Genomic DNA, 16,471 nt, shown 5'->3' with positions numbered 1-16,471 from the left:
TTGATTTTTTTATTGTTAATAATTGATCGAGCGAAAAAATGAAAAATGAGGAATTGATATGAATACACAAAGTAAAGGTTTAGTGAGTGTAGTAACTCCAACGTATAGAAGAGCAGAGAAGTTAAAAGATGCTATTGACAGTGTGTTAGCTCAAACTTATAAAAAAATAGAGCTGTTAGTAGTTAACGATAATGAACCAAATGATGAGTATTCTAAAGAACTAGCAAAATTAATATCGACCTATGATGACAACCGCTTACACTTAATAAATCAAAAAAAACATATAAATGGTAATGTTGCAAGGAACTTCGGAATTAAAAATGCCAAAGGAGAGTATGTTGCTTTTTTAGATGATGATGATCAGTGGTTAGAAGAAAAAATCGAATTACAAATGGAAGAATTCAACAAAAATAAGGATGTTGGGTTAGTTTATACAGGTGCGGAAATTATATATATTGATAAGAACATTGTCTATAATACGAATGCGAATAAATCAGGTGATCTATCACAAGAAATATTGGTTTCCAATTGTATTGGATCTACTTCAAGTGTAATGGTAAAGAAAAACATACTAAATTTAAGTGGATATTTTGACGAGACTTTACGTGCTCAACAAGATTATGATTTGTGGATACGGATTTGCCAACAAACTAAAATAGGTGTTGTTTCAAAGCCACTATTAAAATATTTTAACTTTAGTTCAACTAACCAAATTTCAGATGATATTAATAAATATATTGAAGCAGTTAAACATATCAATGAAAAGTATAGTGAATTATACAAATTGTCCGGAGATAGTATAAGATTCAAACATCGTCAATCAAATATAATGTTTCTCGCAAACCAAAGTTTACGTAATGGAAATTCTAAGCAGGCAAGAGTTTATTTGAAACAGCATTGGGAAAATAAAGCAACAATGCGTGCCTTGATAACTTATTTCCTTTCTTTTTTAAATTATGACATGATGCTGAAACTCAGGTCACTAAAAAAGTAATATTAATAAATTTGACGCATAAGGAGTATTTTAGTGAAAAAAAATATCGTGATTATTTGTTATAAGTATCCTCCACAATATTCTGGATATGGTAAGCAGTTAAAGTCAATTTTAGATAAAATAGATGCTAAGAGTTTACATATAACTCTTTTAACGATGCACCCATCATCAATTGTAGAAAAACAGGAAAATTTAGATATAATACCGTTGAACAAAAATCATAAAGGCATTTCTATTTATCTTTTTAGTTTAAGAGTATGCTTTTGGTTACTGAAGAATAAAAAAAAATATTCAATAATTCATTGTATTAAAGCAGGCCCTGAAGCAATATCAGCAAATATTGTAAGTAAAATTTTCTCAAAAAAATTAATTGTAAAAGTAGCTCAAGATGAACTGAGTAAAAGAGAGTTAGGAAATTCAAAAGGGTTAATCAGACTAAATAGAAAACTCCGACATCTATTACTTTCTAATGTAGACAACTTTGTAGCAATAAGTGAAGAAATTTCAAATAATTTAAAGAAAATAGCATCTAAAAAAACAAAAATATTACGAATTCCTAATGGAGTCGATACAGAGAAGTTCAAACCACTTGTTGAACACAGTAAAGCAAGCTTAAAATTGCAATTAGGTATAGAAACTGATAACAAACCTATTTTATTATTTGCTGGAGCAATTAATAAAAGAAAAGGTATTCACAACTTATTGGAGGCCTTAGAAAATTCAAGTGACAATGACAATATGAGTTACACATTTATTTTTTGTGGACCAATTTTAGAAAATATTAATTTTGAAGAAAGAATTGAACAATTGAATATGAACCCTAATATTGATATATACTTTATGGGGAATGTAGAAAATATTAATGAATATATGAAAATATCGAATATATTTGTATTACCTTCATATTCTGAAGGTTTGCCTAATGTACTATTAGAGGCAGCAGCATCTGGTTTAGCATTAATTTCTACAGATATTGGTGGTTCAAGAGATATCGTGGATGATAACAAGAATGGGTTCTTGGTACAAAAAAATAACCCTCATGAATTAGCTGAAAAAATTCATTTATTAGTTAACGACTTTAACAAAATAAATAAATTCGCGAATCATTCTCGAAGAGTTGCTGTTGAGAAATTCGCGTTGAATGCTATCGCTAAAGAATATAATGATCTTTACGAGGATTTGTAATAGAGAAGGTGTTGCTATGAAAAAAAGTAGTTTTTTATCAAGGATAAGTAATATGGTAATTAGTTTATATTTATTTACCATTCCTTTAGATTTTATCACTGGAAGATATTTAATGGGGCTAGGTCTTTCTACAATATTATCAGTGATAATTGTTATTTTATTCCTATTTGTGCTGTTATTAAAAAAAGAGCTCTTTATACCTAAAGAAATTATGCTGCTTGTATTACTATGTTTAATTGGGCTACTTCCTTTGATATTTACATATCAAATACCAATAAATCGTATAATTACATTCGTGTATTATATTTTAGTGATATTGTCACTAATTAACATTTTGAAGTTTTGTGATTTGAAAGTATCTTTTTTCATTAAAGCTTCCTATTTTGGTATTGCAATAATGTGTTTATATTTACTGTTTAATGGAACTATGGGATATGGAGGTACAAGATTAACTACTATTGAGAGAGATATGAATCCGAATGTTATAGGCGGTTTTTTTTTTGTAGGGATTGCATTTACCTTCTCTTTGTTTAACGAGAAAAAGGGAAGAATAATTTATACTGTTATCTCTAGTTTATTTTTTGTTACTTTGCTATTAATTCAAAGTAAAACAGCGTTTATTTGTGTTTTTGTTGCTTTAGTGGCTGTTTTAATATTTGGTATAAAGACTAATAAAGTTTCAATTATTGAGAAAACCAAGAAAACTTTAAAATTAAGTTCAATTGCTTTGTTGTTGGCTATTATCGTATTTTTTAGTTTGAAGATTTTTTTAGATGATTTTAATGTTGATTTTGCCGATATTAGTAGGTTGGATCAATTGTTAGATGATAATATAAACGATGTAACGACGGGACGAATGGATATTTGGATTGAAGGTATAGAAAGTGCACCGATGTTGTGGGGAACAGGATTCATGACTTATCGAGATATAGTTGGAAGACCGGCACACAATACATATGTAGCCAGCTTTGTAGAGGGTGGTATTTTAGGATTAGTTGTATTATTATTATTTTTTATTTATTTATTTATTAGGGTTAAAAAAATTATTAATATAAATTATTTTTATACTGGTATTTTTCTGGCGATTTGTATTTTGTTATTTAGCGGAGGCAATGACATAATGGAATATAAATTTTTCTGGCTAGGACTTATAATGATATTCACCATATATATTGGTTCTGATAAAACCCAATTAAAGAAGACCGATAGTTTATTATTATGAGAGCAAAAAATATCGAATTATATAGTTTCGAGGAGTTTTGTTAAGTAATGCTAAAAAATATATTACATTTATTTGTTAGTAATTTTGGTTTGAAAATTAATGCTCTCTTATTTTCTTTTATTATTGCTCATTGGCAGGGAGCTAGTTTCCTTGGAGCAATGTATCTTTTTATCTCCATACAAGCTTTTGGTTTAGTGTTAGCTAAATTAGGTTTGTTTTTCACATTAGAGAAAAAGTTGAGTGAAAAAGGAATCAATAAAGGTGTTTACTTATCTTCTGCGCTGATAATAAATCTTGGGTTATTAACTATTGTTATATTAATTTTGGTAATATTCTCAGAATGGATAAATGATTACATAGGGATAGATCATTCAAATAGTGCTTTGATTTTTTCAATAGCTTTTGGAAATTTAATAAATTTCACTTACCCAATAATAAAGTCAAATTTGAATTTTAGCCTTTTTTCAAAATTACAATTTCAAAGAGATTTTTTATTTAGAATTTTAACAATTATTTTATTGTTTTTTGTTGACTCTATAGAAGTAGTCTTAGTAGCTAAAGTGGTAGTGGAACTACTGATTGCAGTAGTTAGTTTGAAAAAAGTATTGAATATAAAAATTGTTTGGTGTAAACCTTCGATGGTTATAACTAAAGAACTTATAAGGTTGCTACGTTATAATAGTATTTTAGAGTTAAGAGCAATAACTTTTAGCTATATCGATATATGGATGATTAATTATTTCTTAGGTGATTATTTTGTTGGTTTGTATCAATTAGCATGGCAAATTTCTACAGCTCTTCTGATGATTGGTAAATCAATAATCAATGTTTTGTTTCCTTATTTTAGCAAATGGGCTTCGATTAAAGACTTTAATAAAATAGAAAAATTCAGTAATATAACCATTGCAGTTTCGTTGCTAATTCCGATTCCAGCCTTTGTTTTAACTTTAATGTATTCAGAGTATATATTATCCTTTTTTGGAGAAGAATTTCAAGAGGCTTCTTATGTTCTAGTAATTCTATTAGCAGGGTCAATATTCAGACCCTTACAAGAAATCACAAGTAAATTATTGGTCTCGATAAGTATGGAAAATATATCATATTGGATTTCAGTCTTTTCAGGGTTTTTAAATATAGTATTGAACTTTATTTGTATACCTCAATATGGAATAGAAGGTGCAGCATTTGCCACAACTCTAAGTAATGTAGTTATTGCTTTAGTAGGGATTATATATATTCAAACAAAAAGTAAATTGAAGCTGAGTATAATAAAATCTATAAAATCCAATATAATTGCTACAATAATAATGTTATTAGTTATAAGTATTATACCGGATATAATACCGATATACGGTTTGATGTTATCTATTTTTATTTGGATCGTGATAATTACATTCATAGAATATAAGGAAAGGCGTGTGTTAATTAGTGATTTCATTACACGGAGCTTACGAAAATGAAAATTTTGGAGATGAACTACTAATAGCAATTCAAGCAAAATGGTTACAAAATGAGGGTTTTGAAGTTGCTTTACCCTTTGCTGTAAATGTTTATAGAGAGCAGATTAACTCTTCGTCTGATAAGGGTATTAACGCTTTACAAAATAGTGAAAAACTCATTTATACTGGCGGCGGGTATTTTGGAGAGCCAAACCATAAAACGATAAAATGGGGTATTAATTTTTTTCGAAAAAAACATCATATACCTGCTAAAATATTCAATAAAAAAGGAAAAGAATATTTAATATGTGGTATAGGGGCAGGACCTATTACAAATCTTTTTACAAGAATAAAAGTTGTTCAAATTTGTAATACTGCTAAAAAAACAATTGTAAGAGATATAGAGTCATATAATTATTTACTTAAGTATGGAGTTAAGGAGGAAAAGTTAAGTATAGCTGCAGATGTAGTATTAAGCTTAAGGAACGATGATTTAAATGAAGATGTTATAAAAAAAGTAAAAAAATATATTAATCGAGATGAAAATAAATTTTATTTAGGTATTCATGTAGGTGTTTCACCAAATGATAGTAATTATTCTACTCAAATCAATTGTATTATTGAATCTTTGGCAAAAATCGTCAATAAAAAATCAGTAATACCTGTTCTTATAGCTGATAAACGAAATTCAAAGGTACAAGAAGAAGCTTTAAATAAACTAGTTAGTCTATTTAAAGAGAGTCCCTTGATTTATCGTCACAAAAATATTTGGGAAACAAGTGCGTTATTAAGTATGCTAGATGCTGTAATAACAACAAAATTGCATGTTGGTATTACAGCATATACTATGGGCACAAAAGCTTTTGGGATTGCAGCTCACCAAAAAACAAAAAGGTTTTATAAACAAATCAACAAAGAGGAATTTTTTTGTGAGTTAAGTGAAGTGGATAATACAATTGAAGCTCGAATTGAAAAGTTTATTAAAGATGAATACTGGGATGAGGATACACTAACTATAAAAGAAAAACTTAATCAAGAAGCTTTAAAATGTAAAGAGGAAATTTTAAATTTTATAAATTAAAATAATTACAATTGTTATTTTTAATATCAATTATATTTGAGAGGAGAATATCAAATGAAAAAAATATCAGTAGCCGGCACAGGCTACGTCGGCCTAGTCACCGGCGTATGTATGGCAGAAAACGGACATGATGTTACATGTGTAGACATAGATGAAGCCAAAGTAGAAACTATGCGCAAAGGCATTTCACCCATCTATGAAGCAGGTTTAGAAGAATTAATGCAAAAAAATATCGCTGCAGGGAGGTTGCATTTCACTACTGATTATCAAGCAGCTTACAAAAATGCAGAAGCGGTATTTATCGGTGTTGGGACACCAGAACGAGCGGATGGCTCAGCAGATATGTCTTTTATCGCTACGGTAGCAAGGCAAGTAGCAGAATCCATTGAACAGGATTGTCTAGTGGTCGTTAAATCAACTGTTCCAGTGGGGACAAATGATAAAGTAGAGCAATTTATCAATGACTTTCTGATTAATGCGGTAAGAGTAGAAGTAGCGTCTAATCCAGAATTTCTTGCTCAGGGGTCAGCGGTGAAGAATACATTGGAAGCAGACCGTATTGTAATTGGAACAGAAAGCGAATGGGCAGAAAAGGTACTAACAGAAATCTATCAGCCATTTGGTATTCCGATTGTCTCTGTTAATCGCAGATCGGCAGAAATGATCAAATATGCCTCTAATGATTTTCTAGCCTTAAAGATTTCCTATATGAATGATATTGCGAATCTATGTGAAAAAGTAGGAGCAGATATTCAAGATGTCGCAGAGGGTATGAGTTATGATGATCGAATTGGCAGTAAGTTCTTAAATGCAGGTATCGGCTATGGTGGATCTTGTTTTCCAAAGGACACCAAGGCATTAGAATATATTGCTAAGCAAAATGGTTATGAATTACGTACTGTAAAAGCTGCTATTGACGTCAATAATGCACAGAAAACACGATTGTTTCATAAAGCGAGCGACCGCCTAATCACTTTTAACGGACTGAAAGTGGCAGTGCTTGGATTAACCTTCAAACCAGGTACAGATGATTTACGTGAAGCTCCTTCTTTAGAAAATATCCCATTACTGCTTGACGAAGGTGCCGATATTTATGCCTACGACCCAGTAGGAGCAGATAACTTTGCTAAATTGCATCCTAAAGGAGCACATGGACAAGGGAACATTACCTATGTATCTAAACCTGAAGAGGCGTTACAAGATGCCAATGTATGCTTTGTCTTTACCGAATGGGGAGAGATAAAAGCTATTTCACCGAAGCAATTTACAGAACTTATGCGTACACCATTAGTTTATGATGGTCGGAATCTATATGATGTAGATACGATGACGAATGAACGAGTGGAGTACTACTCTGTAGGGCGGTCAGTAAGTGCCGGGACGAAAAAAGGAGTGGAAAGTGTTTGAGTAATCAAGAGCAAGTACATCTAATCACCGGCGCAGCAGGATTTATCGGATACTATCTTTCTAAGAAACTGTTGGATCAAGGCAAAACCGTTATAGGTCTTGATAATATGAATGATTATTATGATGTCAAACTAAAAGAAACTCGTTTAGAATTACTAGAGCCATATGAACAATTTACTTTTATAAAGGCCGATTTAGCAGACAAAGAAAAGATCTTTGACCTATTTGAGACATATAAGCCAACAGTTGTCGTAAATCTTGCTGCACAGGCTGGTGTACGGTATTCCATTGAGAACCCAGACGTCTACATCCAAAGCAACATAAACGGTTTCTACAACATCTTAGAAGCATGCCGACATTATCCAGTAGAGCACCTAATTTATGCCTCTTCCAGCTCAGTGTATGGGGCTAATAAGAAGGTACCATTTGAAGAAACGGATTTTGTGGACAACCCAGTATCCTTATATGCGTCCACCAAGAAATCGAATGAATTAATGGCCCATACCTATAGCCATCTATATGATATTCCGGCAACCGGCTTGCGTTTTTTCACCGTCTATGGTCCAATGGGTAGACCAGACATGGCCTATTATGGTTTCACCAATAAATTTGTGAATAATGAGCCAATCCAAATCTATAATAATGGTGACTTCGATAATGATCTCTATCGTGATTTCACCTATATTGACGATATCGTTGAAGGAATCGAGCGTTTAATCTCGCATCTCCCAACCGGAAATGTGAAACACGAGGTATACAACATCGGCAATAACCAACCAGAGAAATTAATGACCTTTATCGAAACATTAGAGAAATGCATGAGTAACTCATTAGGAAAAGAAATGACCTTCGAAAAACAATTCGAACCCATTAAACCAGGTGATGTACCGGCAACCTATGCTTCTACTGATAAGCTGCAGGCAGCTATTGGCTTTAAGCCGCAGACTTCGATTCAGGAAGGATTGCAGCGGTTTACGGATTGGTATGTGAGGTATTATGGGGTGGAGGAGTAGAAAAGGAAGCAGTCGAATATTTGGGTTCGGCTGCTTTTTCAGAAACCAACATGAATACATGATCATGTGTATTTTTAATAGAGATGGTTAAATGATTTTTATTTTGAATCAACCTACAATAGACGGTATATTTCGTGTCATTAGGTAGTAAATAATATGTTGTTAGAGGTGTTGATTATTTCTCATAAAGAAGTAGTCTGAATACGGCATTAAATACGCACCAGCCTTACAATTTTTTTACCACTAAATGCGGAGAGTTTTACCACCTGTTGCGGAAGCCTTTACCACTGAAGAATAAGCACTTACCAACCACAGTGTTAACTGCTTGCCCTTGATCGTCGTGCTACTTCTTAGTGATCACTGAACTCTGTCAGCGGAACTTAGAAGTGATTGTCCGTGGTACGCTATTTGAGCGGATGAAGCCCTAAAGGCTGCTTTTTTTCCATCCGGCATTAAATCACTACCACGGACACAAACAAGGTCAAGGGTGGTGGAATCGCTGCTATATCATGAATGAACAGCTGGTTCTACTGTATTGGCTTGTCTCTTTATATATGGTAAAGAACTTTGCAATAAGTGGTAAAAAAGATTGCACAAGTGGTAAAAATCGTCCGCCGTACTCAGTAGTCATTGTAGAACAAAGAGAAAAGCAAAGAATTAGAGAAATTATATAGCTAATCAATTCAATGAAAATAAAGACGATATATTCAAAATTGAAGAGTGAGTTCAGTCTTATTTTGAATATGCTTCAGCTTAATGACTTTGAGCAGGACTTCGGCCTGAAAAGCGATTTTAGTCACCGACATTTATGTCCAAACCCACCTGCTTTAGCAGGTGTTCGTTTAAGTCTGTTAATGAATTATAAAAATACCTTCCTGTATAATAAATGCTATGCAATAGGCGTGCTTGATTAATTATACAGAAGGTAATAATGCTAAGTGGTACATTTTAGTGACCGTAATCATCTTCCGCCGTACTCACAGAATCAATAGCTCAATCATTTCATTTAGACTACTAACTAGCTCTTATTAAGAAAATTCAAAAATTCAAGTAAGGCTCCAATTTCCCTTGTTTTAGTTTTTACTGCATTCTTAGGAATAATTCTGCTACTTCCATGAGTACTTAAATTTAAAAATGCTAAGAAGCTATCTATTTCTTCATTTGAAGAAATAGAATTATAAATGTTTCTTATAACTTGTTGTTCTTGTTTATCAGTTATATGTTCTATAAAACTATCATAAAAATTTAAAACTAGTTTATAATTTTGAGCTAATGACTCCTTCTTCTCTTTTTCTTTAAGGTTTAAGATATCTATAACACAAAGTTCTATAAGAGTTCTAACTGAGGAAACAAATGTATAAGTATAACGTTCATCCTCAGAAAGTTTGTTAAGCTCTATAATAAAAGCTTTAATATCTTGAGGTAGGTGATTAGCTATAGAAACGGGCATTCGGATAAAAGTCTCTTGGGAATAATCGTGACTAATTTCTTTAGAAGGATCTAATACTCTAAAGTATGCTTCTATCTCATGAGACAAACTAGTTTTTTTATCTGTAACTTTTACTTTGATAGTTACTTCTTTAACTTTACCAAAGCTTATTTTTCCATCTCTTTTTTGATTATTTATATCAGGTTGATTATCCGTAAATAAGTCAAATCTTATTCCTTGATCTTCTTTACCAAAACTATTTACTACTGAAAACAGTTCATCGTAACCATAAGTGCGATGTAACTGGATATCTTGAATTTTAACAGAAATTTTAGGCTGTTCAGGCTGTAAAACAATGATATTTGTTATATTTATTTGATTATCATCTTCGTTTCTAATAGTCCACTCACCAGGTATTTTTTGATTAAAATAATCTTTTTTTTCAGAATCTAAACTTATATATTGAGGATTTTTAATGATATTATTAAATTCAACTATTACATCGTCAATATTTTGACCTATATAATAAGTCCATGTGTTTTTCGATTCTTTCTTTTGTTTAGGTATAATTTGTATAAAGCTGCTGTTATCAAACAGTTTATAAATTATCTTATCTTTAGTTAATTCAATATTAATTAAGTCTGACAGTATAAGTCCTTTTTTTATAAAATTTTTAGGGTTGAAATTAGAAGTTAACCTCATTTCTTCTGCATTAATAATTTTACGAATAAGAAATTCTTCCTTAAGTTCTTGTTTTATTTTGGATCCAGTTTTTTGAATCGTTTTATTTAATTTTTCAATAAATGAAACGATTTCATCTGTTAGTTCATTTTGAGCAAATTGTGTTCTATCAGAATTAAATCTAACATGTTCATCAGAACTTTTTACAGAGACATAACCAATCATTTGAGATAATACTTGTGTATTTTTAATAGGTTTCATTACCCCAGTATTAAAAATACTATAATTATTAAAAAGATTATTATTTATAAACAATAAGGGAGTTAGCTCCTCATTACTTGGATTATAAAAAAGCGAGTTGACATTCTCTTTTCCACGTGGTTTTAAAATATAAGATTGAATATCTAAATTTAATGAGAATTTTGTTGAATTGAATTCAAATTTTTTACTGTAAGCTAGATGTTTTTTATAGAAAAATTTTATCATTTCCTCCTTAGAATTATACTGTATTCTTAAGAATTGTGCTTCTTTATGTATGTCCTCCAGGTCTAAATTTGTATCTGTAGAATAGTTAGCTCCATCAATAGTTAGGTTGATGGTGAATTGTATATCAGTTTTTATTATCGTTTTACCTTTCTCATCATATTCATTTATAAAAGAATTAAGAACCTTTTTTAAATTTTTCTTGTCTGAAAAATAATCTTTCAAAGAAGACATATTATACTCATCTACGCTAATTCGAATCTCTGTACCTTGCTCCTTATCTTTTGACTCATTATGTGTTACATCTAAAACGTGATCAGTAATATTATATTCTGACTTTATATTATCAAAATTCACTTCGAATTTTAGAGTCTCAGTTTTTGTTGTTCTCCAACATACTACTTTACCAAATTTAAAAACTGATAAAAAACCTAGCCCTTTAGAACCTTGTACTATTCTTTCAAAGTTGTTTACTTTGACTTTTTTTCCGTACTTTTTTTCGCTTGCAGATATATGAAAGAGTTTATTGATATCTTTAATATCCATTCCTGTTCCATAATCACGAATTATTAATAGATTCTTAGAAGAATCCAAAATAATGTTGACTGAAGAAGAACCAGCATCATAGGCATTCTTTATTAATTCATTTAAAGCAACGATATTATTGGGGATTTTCTCCGATAATTCACTAATTATATTACCACTTACAGATATTTTAGATTTTGTTGTAACCAAATCAATTCCTCTCCTTTTTAAAAATTAATATATACTCAGTATTCATTGAATTTACTGATTGATTATTTACATTGGAGACCTTTCTTGGCATTTTTTTCAAAGGAATATTTCTAGACAATTCTATTTCTAAAATAAAATTGTGCTCTAATAAAAATTCTTTGGTAATTTCTGTTAGAGGAAGTATGTGATTATCCACTCTTCTATTACCCAGTGTAAAAATCATATACTTATTTGGTTTTAACACCTCCTTCATCTGGTTTAAAATTACTAGATAATCAGTAATAAATTTATTTATTTTCTTTTGCTTATTTAAATTTATATGAATTAAGTATTGATTAAGTATAGTAGATTCAAAATTAAATTTTGAAGTTCCACTTTTAGATCCGCCCAAACTGGCAGAATCTATACTTGAATAATTATCTAATAAACTATTGTCAAATCTTCCTATATCCTGTTTATCAATCCAATATAACGGCAACATTGAATACTGTCCGTATGTAACGGTTGTAGCATTATCACCATATGGAGGGGAAGTACAAATGAAATCAACATTTTCTCTTAATTCATGTGTTAACAATTCTCTAGTGTTACCTATTGATAATTTGAATTCACTGCTTTCTGAATATTCAGGTAAATACATGTAATTAATATCGATATTATGAAAGAAATCATTTATTGCATTATTTTTAAACGCATTAATCTCATGATCTTCTTTAATATGTAGTTTAAAGGTAGAACTTCTTGTATTACTATATTTCTTAATAATATTGATTAAACATACCCAATAGTATTGGCGTATATGTTTATATTTTTCTGTTTGAATAGCAGATCTTATTTTACTTAAAGTAGCGATCATATCTTTTCTAAACCATTTATTTATCTTATTAAAATTATGAATTTCATATTGATGATTTTCATTTGAAATTATATTTTTTATTCTTTTATTTGATATTATCACTCTTTTTTTGTTAACGCCTTGTAACTTCACTTTAGTAATAAGGTGAGCCATTGGGTTTATATCAAATCCTTTTGGTATTAAACCTAAGCTAGCGCCTTCTACAAGTGTTACTCCAGAACCGTGAAAAGGATCTAACATATTCTTTACAGATCTATCTTCTTCCATAATTGTTTTAATTAACTCTTTTTGCATATCAGGAACCATTGTTGCTGGATAAGAACTAATTTTATGGATACCACTACTTTTAGAACTAGAAAAATCCCAATACCCTATTGATTTTTCTTCCAATTTTTCTTTGATAGACACTCTATCACCTTCTTCTCATAGAAATACATAGTTCTAATTATAACATATGTATATTTACCTAACTACAAATTCGTGTATACATAACTTATTTATTATAACTTCGAAAATATATTATGTAATTCTATTGAATTGTATAAGGTGCAGAAATGAGGATTAAGGATAGAAATAGGTTGACTAAATTAATACTGATTTAATATCTATAGATATTATAGAAAATGAGATTGTCAAGCACTATTGACTTATTCCATGTGCGACGGGTTTCAACCCAACACCATTCTACAAGCTCCAGCCTTCCTCATCTGCTCCTCCAACACATACCTCGACACATCACTAACCAGCCGCTCCCCATTAACCAACCGAACCACCACCTCATTATCCACCACTTCCACCGCAATAATCGCATGCAAAAACAACCAACAACACCCCTCTGCCGTAGCTGATTTTGTCGGAAAAGCATAGATCCCACGCTCTGGGCTAATCGGAATAGGTACCTTTTGCTTATAGCCCAGTCGATAGGTCACAGCCTCTTTTCTCCCTTGATAACTTGCTCCATAATGCAGGCAATTCTCTTTGATAATATCCAGTGGCTTCTCTTGTCGGTCAACATGCCCATTTTGTTCAATGATCGTCGTCGAATACTCCATATCATACTTTGGTTTGATAGCCAATGTTTCCTTGGTAATTCGATAATTTCGCTTTGTCATGTTCCTTTCACGCTCCGTTTCAAAAAATAGATGTAAACTTCTTTCAGGTAGGTCTATTTTCTGATTTTCTAAGGAACAAAAGCAAAAAAATTGAACCGAAAATCTTGTTTTCATGGGCGTGCCACGAAATACGGCGATGTGCGGAGGCTGCATGAATGATCTATGCTGTAATCACCGCGGAATAATCGATAAGCGCTTATCTTCAGGAGCTAGGCAACATGCAATATGAAGAAGCATTAATAGAACATGGACGTATCATTCACCACTTGATTCACAAGTACCAGATTCGGGATGTGGAAGGGGAGTTTTATCAGGAAGGACTAATTGCTCTCTGGCATGCCGTCCAAAGTTATGACGAAACCAAATCCAAATTTTCCACCTATGCCTATAGCTGTGTGTCCCGTCGGCTGATCAATAAGATGAAAAAAGAAAACCGGGAGCGGGAGCAGCTGGAAAATTGGCAGCAGCAAACAACCATGGCAGACGTGACGACGCAAGATGATGAGCCATTGGATCAGGCGCTACTTAGGGAGGCCCGCCGACGTTTATCTGAAAAGCAATGGTGGTGGTTTGTCGGCTATATTTGTCAAGATCGCTCCGTCAAGGATATTGCCGAGGAGCACCAAGTCAGTGAGAATGCTGTCAAGAATTGGGGCAAGAATGCACGACCGAAACTGCAGCAGCTCTGGCAGGAAGCTGTAATCGAAGGAGGACGATAACATGAATTTATCATTACAAACATTGCTCAAGCAGGCGAAGGAAAAAATGGGAAGTCGCACACATCCTATGGTGAGGGGTCAGGCGTTAGAGACGATTCGCCGGGCGTATGCAGAAGGAATTTTTGTACGAATCACTGAGGGATACCGCAGTCATGCCCGACAAAATGAATTGTATGCGCAAGGGAGGACCAAACCGGGTAAGATCGTTACCAATGCCAAGGGTGGTCAATCCTATCATAATTATGGACTGGCCGTGGATTATGTGTTGTTGAGTCCAGATGGTAAGAAGGCGTTATGGCAAGTTAACAGCGATTGGCGGCGTGTCGCAGCGATCGCGAAATCACTTGGTTTTGAATGGGGTGGCGACTGGCAGACCTTTAAGGATTATCCTCATCTGCAAATGACAGACGGATTAAGCTTGGCACAACTGCAAAATGGAGCGAAGCCTAATTTGGGTGGAAGTGCTGCCAGTAAGAAAGGTCCTATTGCGGACATTCAATCCACACTGGTGAGCCGCTATGGGTTTTCGCTGAAAGTAGATGATTTGTTTGGTCCGGAGACGAAACAGGCGCTGCTGAAAGCTTATCAAACGGAATTGAACAAGCAATTTGGTGCAAACCTTGTCGTAGATGGTGTGTGGGGATCGAAGACCAGTGCTGCTTCTGTTACCTTACATCCTGGTGCCAAAGGGAACCTAACATGGATTTTGCAGGCGCTGCTTTATTGTAGCGGGTTTGATCCTCAAGGTATGGATGGAATATTGGGGGAGAAGACAGTGACTGCTTTGCGGAGTTTTCAGCGGGAGAGTGGTTTGAAAGTGGATGGTTTGGCTGGTGTGGCGACATTTCGGGAGTTGTTTAAATGAAGAGCAATAGCAGGTGAAAATATCATAGATGCGAAAAACGAGATGGAATTATTTTCATCTCGTTTTCATTATGCTTCGATGTTAATTTAATTGTTCTTTGGTCTTAATGAACTCAATCATCCCCATGCTGTGCCGTATCCGTAATATATTTAAAGTAATGCTCAAGCTCTTTCCATTCTTTCTCGCCCATTCTTTTCCATCGTTCTATATCTAGTAAACTTGATTGCGTCAAACCATATTGCTTCAATCGTTTGTTCATTTCGGTAGTAAGGTCTGCATTTTCCTGTTGGAATGAATCTCTCCCTAATAACCAATCAATCGATACCTCATATAACTCAGCAAGTTCAAATAAAGTCTGTGTATCAGGATCTCTATAGTTCCTTTCATATCCAGATATAGTACCGTTGGCTAAACCTACTACGTCACCAGCTTGTTCTTGCGATAGTCCAGTCGATTTTCTCGCTTGTTTTAATCTTTTAGCTAATGTTTCCATCTATGCACCTCTGATGTGATTCCTCGACAGGTATTTGCAGACGAAACTTAGTTCATCTTTCTCTCGATTTCGCATTATCGACCATCCATTCAAAATGACTTTCCAGTGTTTGAATCTCTTGGTTATTTAATATAGCCCATTTGTCAGGTTGAAGAATATAAGGATTACTAATTTCCTTTTCGGTAAAGACTTGGATAACCTCACGTAAGATTTCTTCATTTGCCTGCTCTTGATTATTGGAATGGAATGCTTCGCCGCGTAAAAGGTAATCGAGTGAAACATGATAGATATCTGATAGTTTAATCATTGTTTCTAGCGAAGGTCTTCTAGTTCCCCTCTCATAAGATCCGTAAACATTTTCTGTAAAGCCAAGCATGATACTTAATTCCCTTTTAGTATAGCCATGTTTATCTCTTAGGTTTTCTAGACGTAATCCAAAACCTTGCATAGTCAACACCTCTTCTCAGTTGGGTAAAAAATAACACAAAGTGAGTGTTATTTTATAAAAACAAACAAATCGTGTTGACAATTGTAATTCAATTGGTTATGATGGACTACAAACACACGAATTGTGTGTTTAAAACTAAAAGAGTCTGTTTATCTAAAAGCTGGATGAGTACTTCTAAGGATGAAGTAATTAAACATGTAAGGGCAGCTGAAGTGAAATTAACAATGGATTCAAACAGGCTAAATATCGGGAAAAAGGGGGGGGGCATATAAGTAAGGAATGTTAGAAATACATTAGATAGAAGCGTGT

General features: G+C 32.9%; 14 protein-coding genes. 9 read left to right on the top strand and 5 right to left on the bottom strand.

Annotated features, from left to right (window positions below; genetic code table 11):
- The first annotated feature begins 58 nt into the window (after positions 1-58).
- Genes E0E32_RS18665 through E0E32_RS18635 form a run of 7 tightly spaced genes read left to right on the top strand, consistent with a single transcriptional unit; the run spans position 59 to position 8,341 of the window.
- Positions 59-994 carry a glycosyltransferase family 2 protein gene (locus E0E32_RS18665; RefSeq protein ID WP_130860461.1) on the top strand — a complete coding sequence of 312 codons (936 nt, stop codon included), beginning with the start codon at positions 59-61 and terminating at the stop codon, positions 992-994.
- A gap of 33 nt (positions 995-1,027) precedes the next feature.
- Complete coding sequence (locus E0E32_RS18660; protein WP_130860460.1) at positions 1,028-2,179, top strand: glycosyltransferase family 4 protein; 1,152 nt, start codon at positions 1,028-1,030, stop codon at positions 2,177-2,179.
- 16 nt (positions 2,180-2,195) lie between these two features.
- Complete coding sequence (locus tag E0E32_RS18655; RefSeq protein ID WP_165445081.1) at positions 2,196-3,401, top strand: O-antigen ligase family protein; 1,206 nt, start codon at positions 2,196-2,198, stop codon at positions 3,399-3,401.
- A 47-nt stretch (positions 3,402-3,448) separates the two neighbouring features.
- On the top strand, positions 3,449-4,861 hold the full coding sequence (locus E0E32_RS18650) for a lipid II flippase MurJ (RefSeq protein WP_130860458.1): 1,413 nt from the start codon (positions 3,449-3,451) through the stop codon (positions 4,859-4,861).
- On the top strand, positions 4,830-5,921 hold the full coding sequence (locus E0E32_RS18645; protein ID WP_130860457.1) for a polysaccharide pyruvyl transferase family protein: 1,092 nt from the start codon (positions 4,830-4,832) through the stop codon (positions 5,919-5,921). The genes E0E32_RS18650 and E0E32_RS18645 overlap by 32 nt, the downstream gene beginning before the upstream one ends.
- Before the next feature lie 54 nt (positions 5,922-5,975).
- Complete coding sequence (locus E0E32_RS18640) at positions 5,976-7,328, top strand: UDP-glucose dehydrogenase family protein (RefSeq protein ID WP_130860456.1); 1,353 nt, start codon at positions 5,976-5,978, stop codon at positions 7,326-7,328.
- The gene (locus E0E32_RS18635; protein ID WP_130860455.1) at positions 7,325-8,341 is read left to right on the top strand and encodes a GDP-mannose 4,6-dehydratase; all 1,017 of its coding nucleotides are present in this window, start codon (positions 7,325-7,327) and stop codon (positions 8,339-8,341) included. Before E0E32_RS18640 ends, E0E32_RS18635 begins: the two co-directional genes overlap by 4 nt.
- A gap of 1,018 nt (positions 8,342-9,359) precedes the next feature.
- Here E0E32_RS18635 and E0E32_RS18630 read toward each other — a convergent pair.
- From E0E32_RS18630 to E0E32_RS18620, 3 genes are all read right to left on the bottom strand, one after another.
- Positions 9,360-11,669, bottom strand: coding sequence for an ATP-binding protein (locus tag E0E32_RS18630; protein ID WP_207302302.1), 2,310 nt, complete (start codon positions 11,667-11,669; stop codon positions 9,360-9,362).
- Between the two features lies 1 nt (position 11,670).
- A complete protein-coding gene (locus E0E32_RS18625; RefSeq protein ID WP_130860454.1) occupies positions 11,671-12,933 on the bottom strand; it encodes a TRM11 family methyltransferase in 1,263 nt (420 codons plus the stop codon).
- 260 nt (positions 12,934-13,193) lie between these two features.
- On the bottom strand, positions 13,194-13,637 hold the full coding sequence (locus tag E0E32_RS18620; RefSeq protein ID WP_165445080.1) for a competence protein ComK: 444 nt from the start codon (positions 13,635-13,637) through the stop codon (positions 13,194-13,196).
- 218 nt (positions 13,638-13,855) lie between these two features.
- Between E0E32_RS18620 and E0E32_RS18615 the strand changes: the two genes are divergently transcribed.
- Both E0E32_RS18615 and E0E32_RS18610 read left to right on the top strand, forming a co-directional pair.
- Positions 13,856-14,356, top strand: coding sequence for a sigma-70 family RNA polymerase sigma factor (locus E0E32_RS18615; RefSeq protein WP_130860452.1), 501 nt, complete (start codon positions 13,856-13,858; stop codon positions 14,354-14,356).
- A gap of 1 nt (position 14,357) precedes the next feature.
- Positions 14,358-15,221 (top strand): peptidoglycan-binding protein, encoded by an 864-nt coding sequence (locus tag E0E32_RS18610; RefSeq protein WP_130860451.1) that lies wholly within the window; start codon positions 14,358-14,360, stop codon positions 15,219-15,221.
- Between the two features lie 112 nt (positions 15,222-15,333).
- On the opposite strand, the gene E0E32_RS18605 is transcribed toward E0E32_RS18610, so the two are convergent.
- A complete protein-coding gene (locus E0E32_RS18605; RefSeq protein ID WP_130860450.1) occupies positions 15,334-15,714 on the bottom strand; it encodes a helix-turn-helix domain-containing protein in 381 nt (126 codons plus the stop codon).
- A 52-nt stretch (positions 15,715-15,766) separates the two neighbouring features.
- On the bottom strand, positions 15,767-16,162 hold the full coding sequence (locus E0E32_RS18600; protein ID WP_130860449.1) for a helix-turn-helix domain-containing protein: 396 nt from the start codon (positions 16,160-16,162) through the stop codon (positions 15,767-15,769).
- Between the last annotated feature and the right edge of the window lie 309 nt (positions 16,163-16,471).

It is taken from the genome of Gracilibacillus phocaeensis (assembly GCF_900626275.1).
Taxonomy (GTDB): domain Bacteria; phylum Bacillota; class Bacilli; order Bacillales; family Amphibacillaceae; genus Gracilibacillus; species Gracilibacillus timonensis.
Note: the sequence above shows the minus strand (reverse complement) of the source record. Positions and strands in the feature narration are given on the sequence as shown.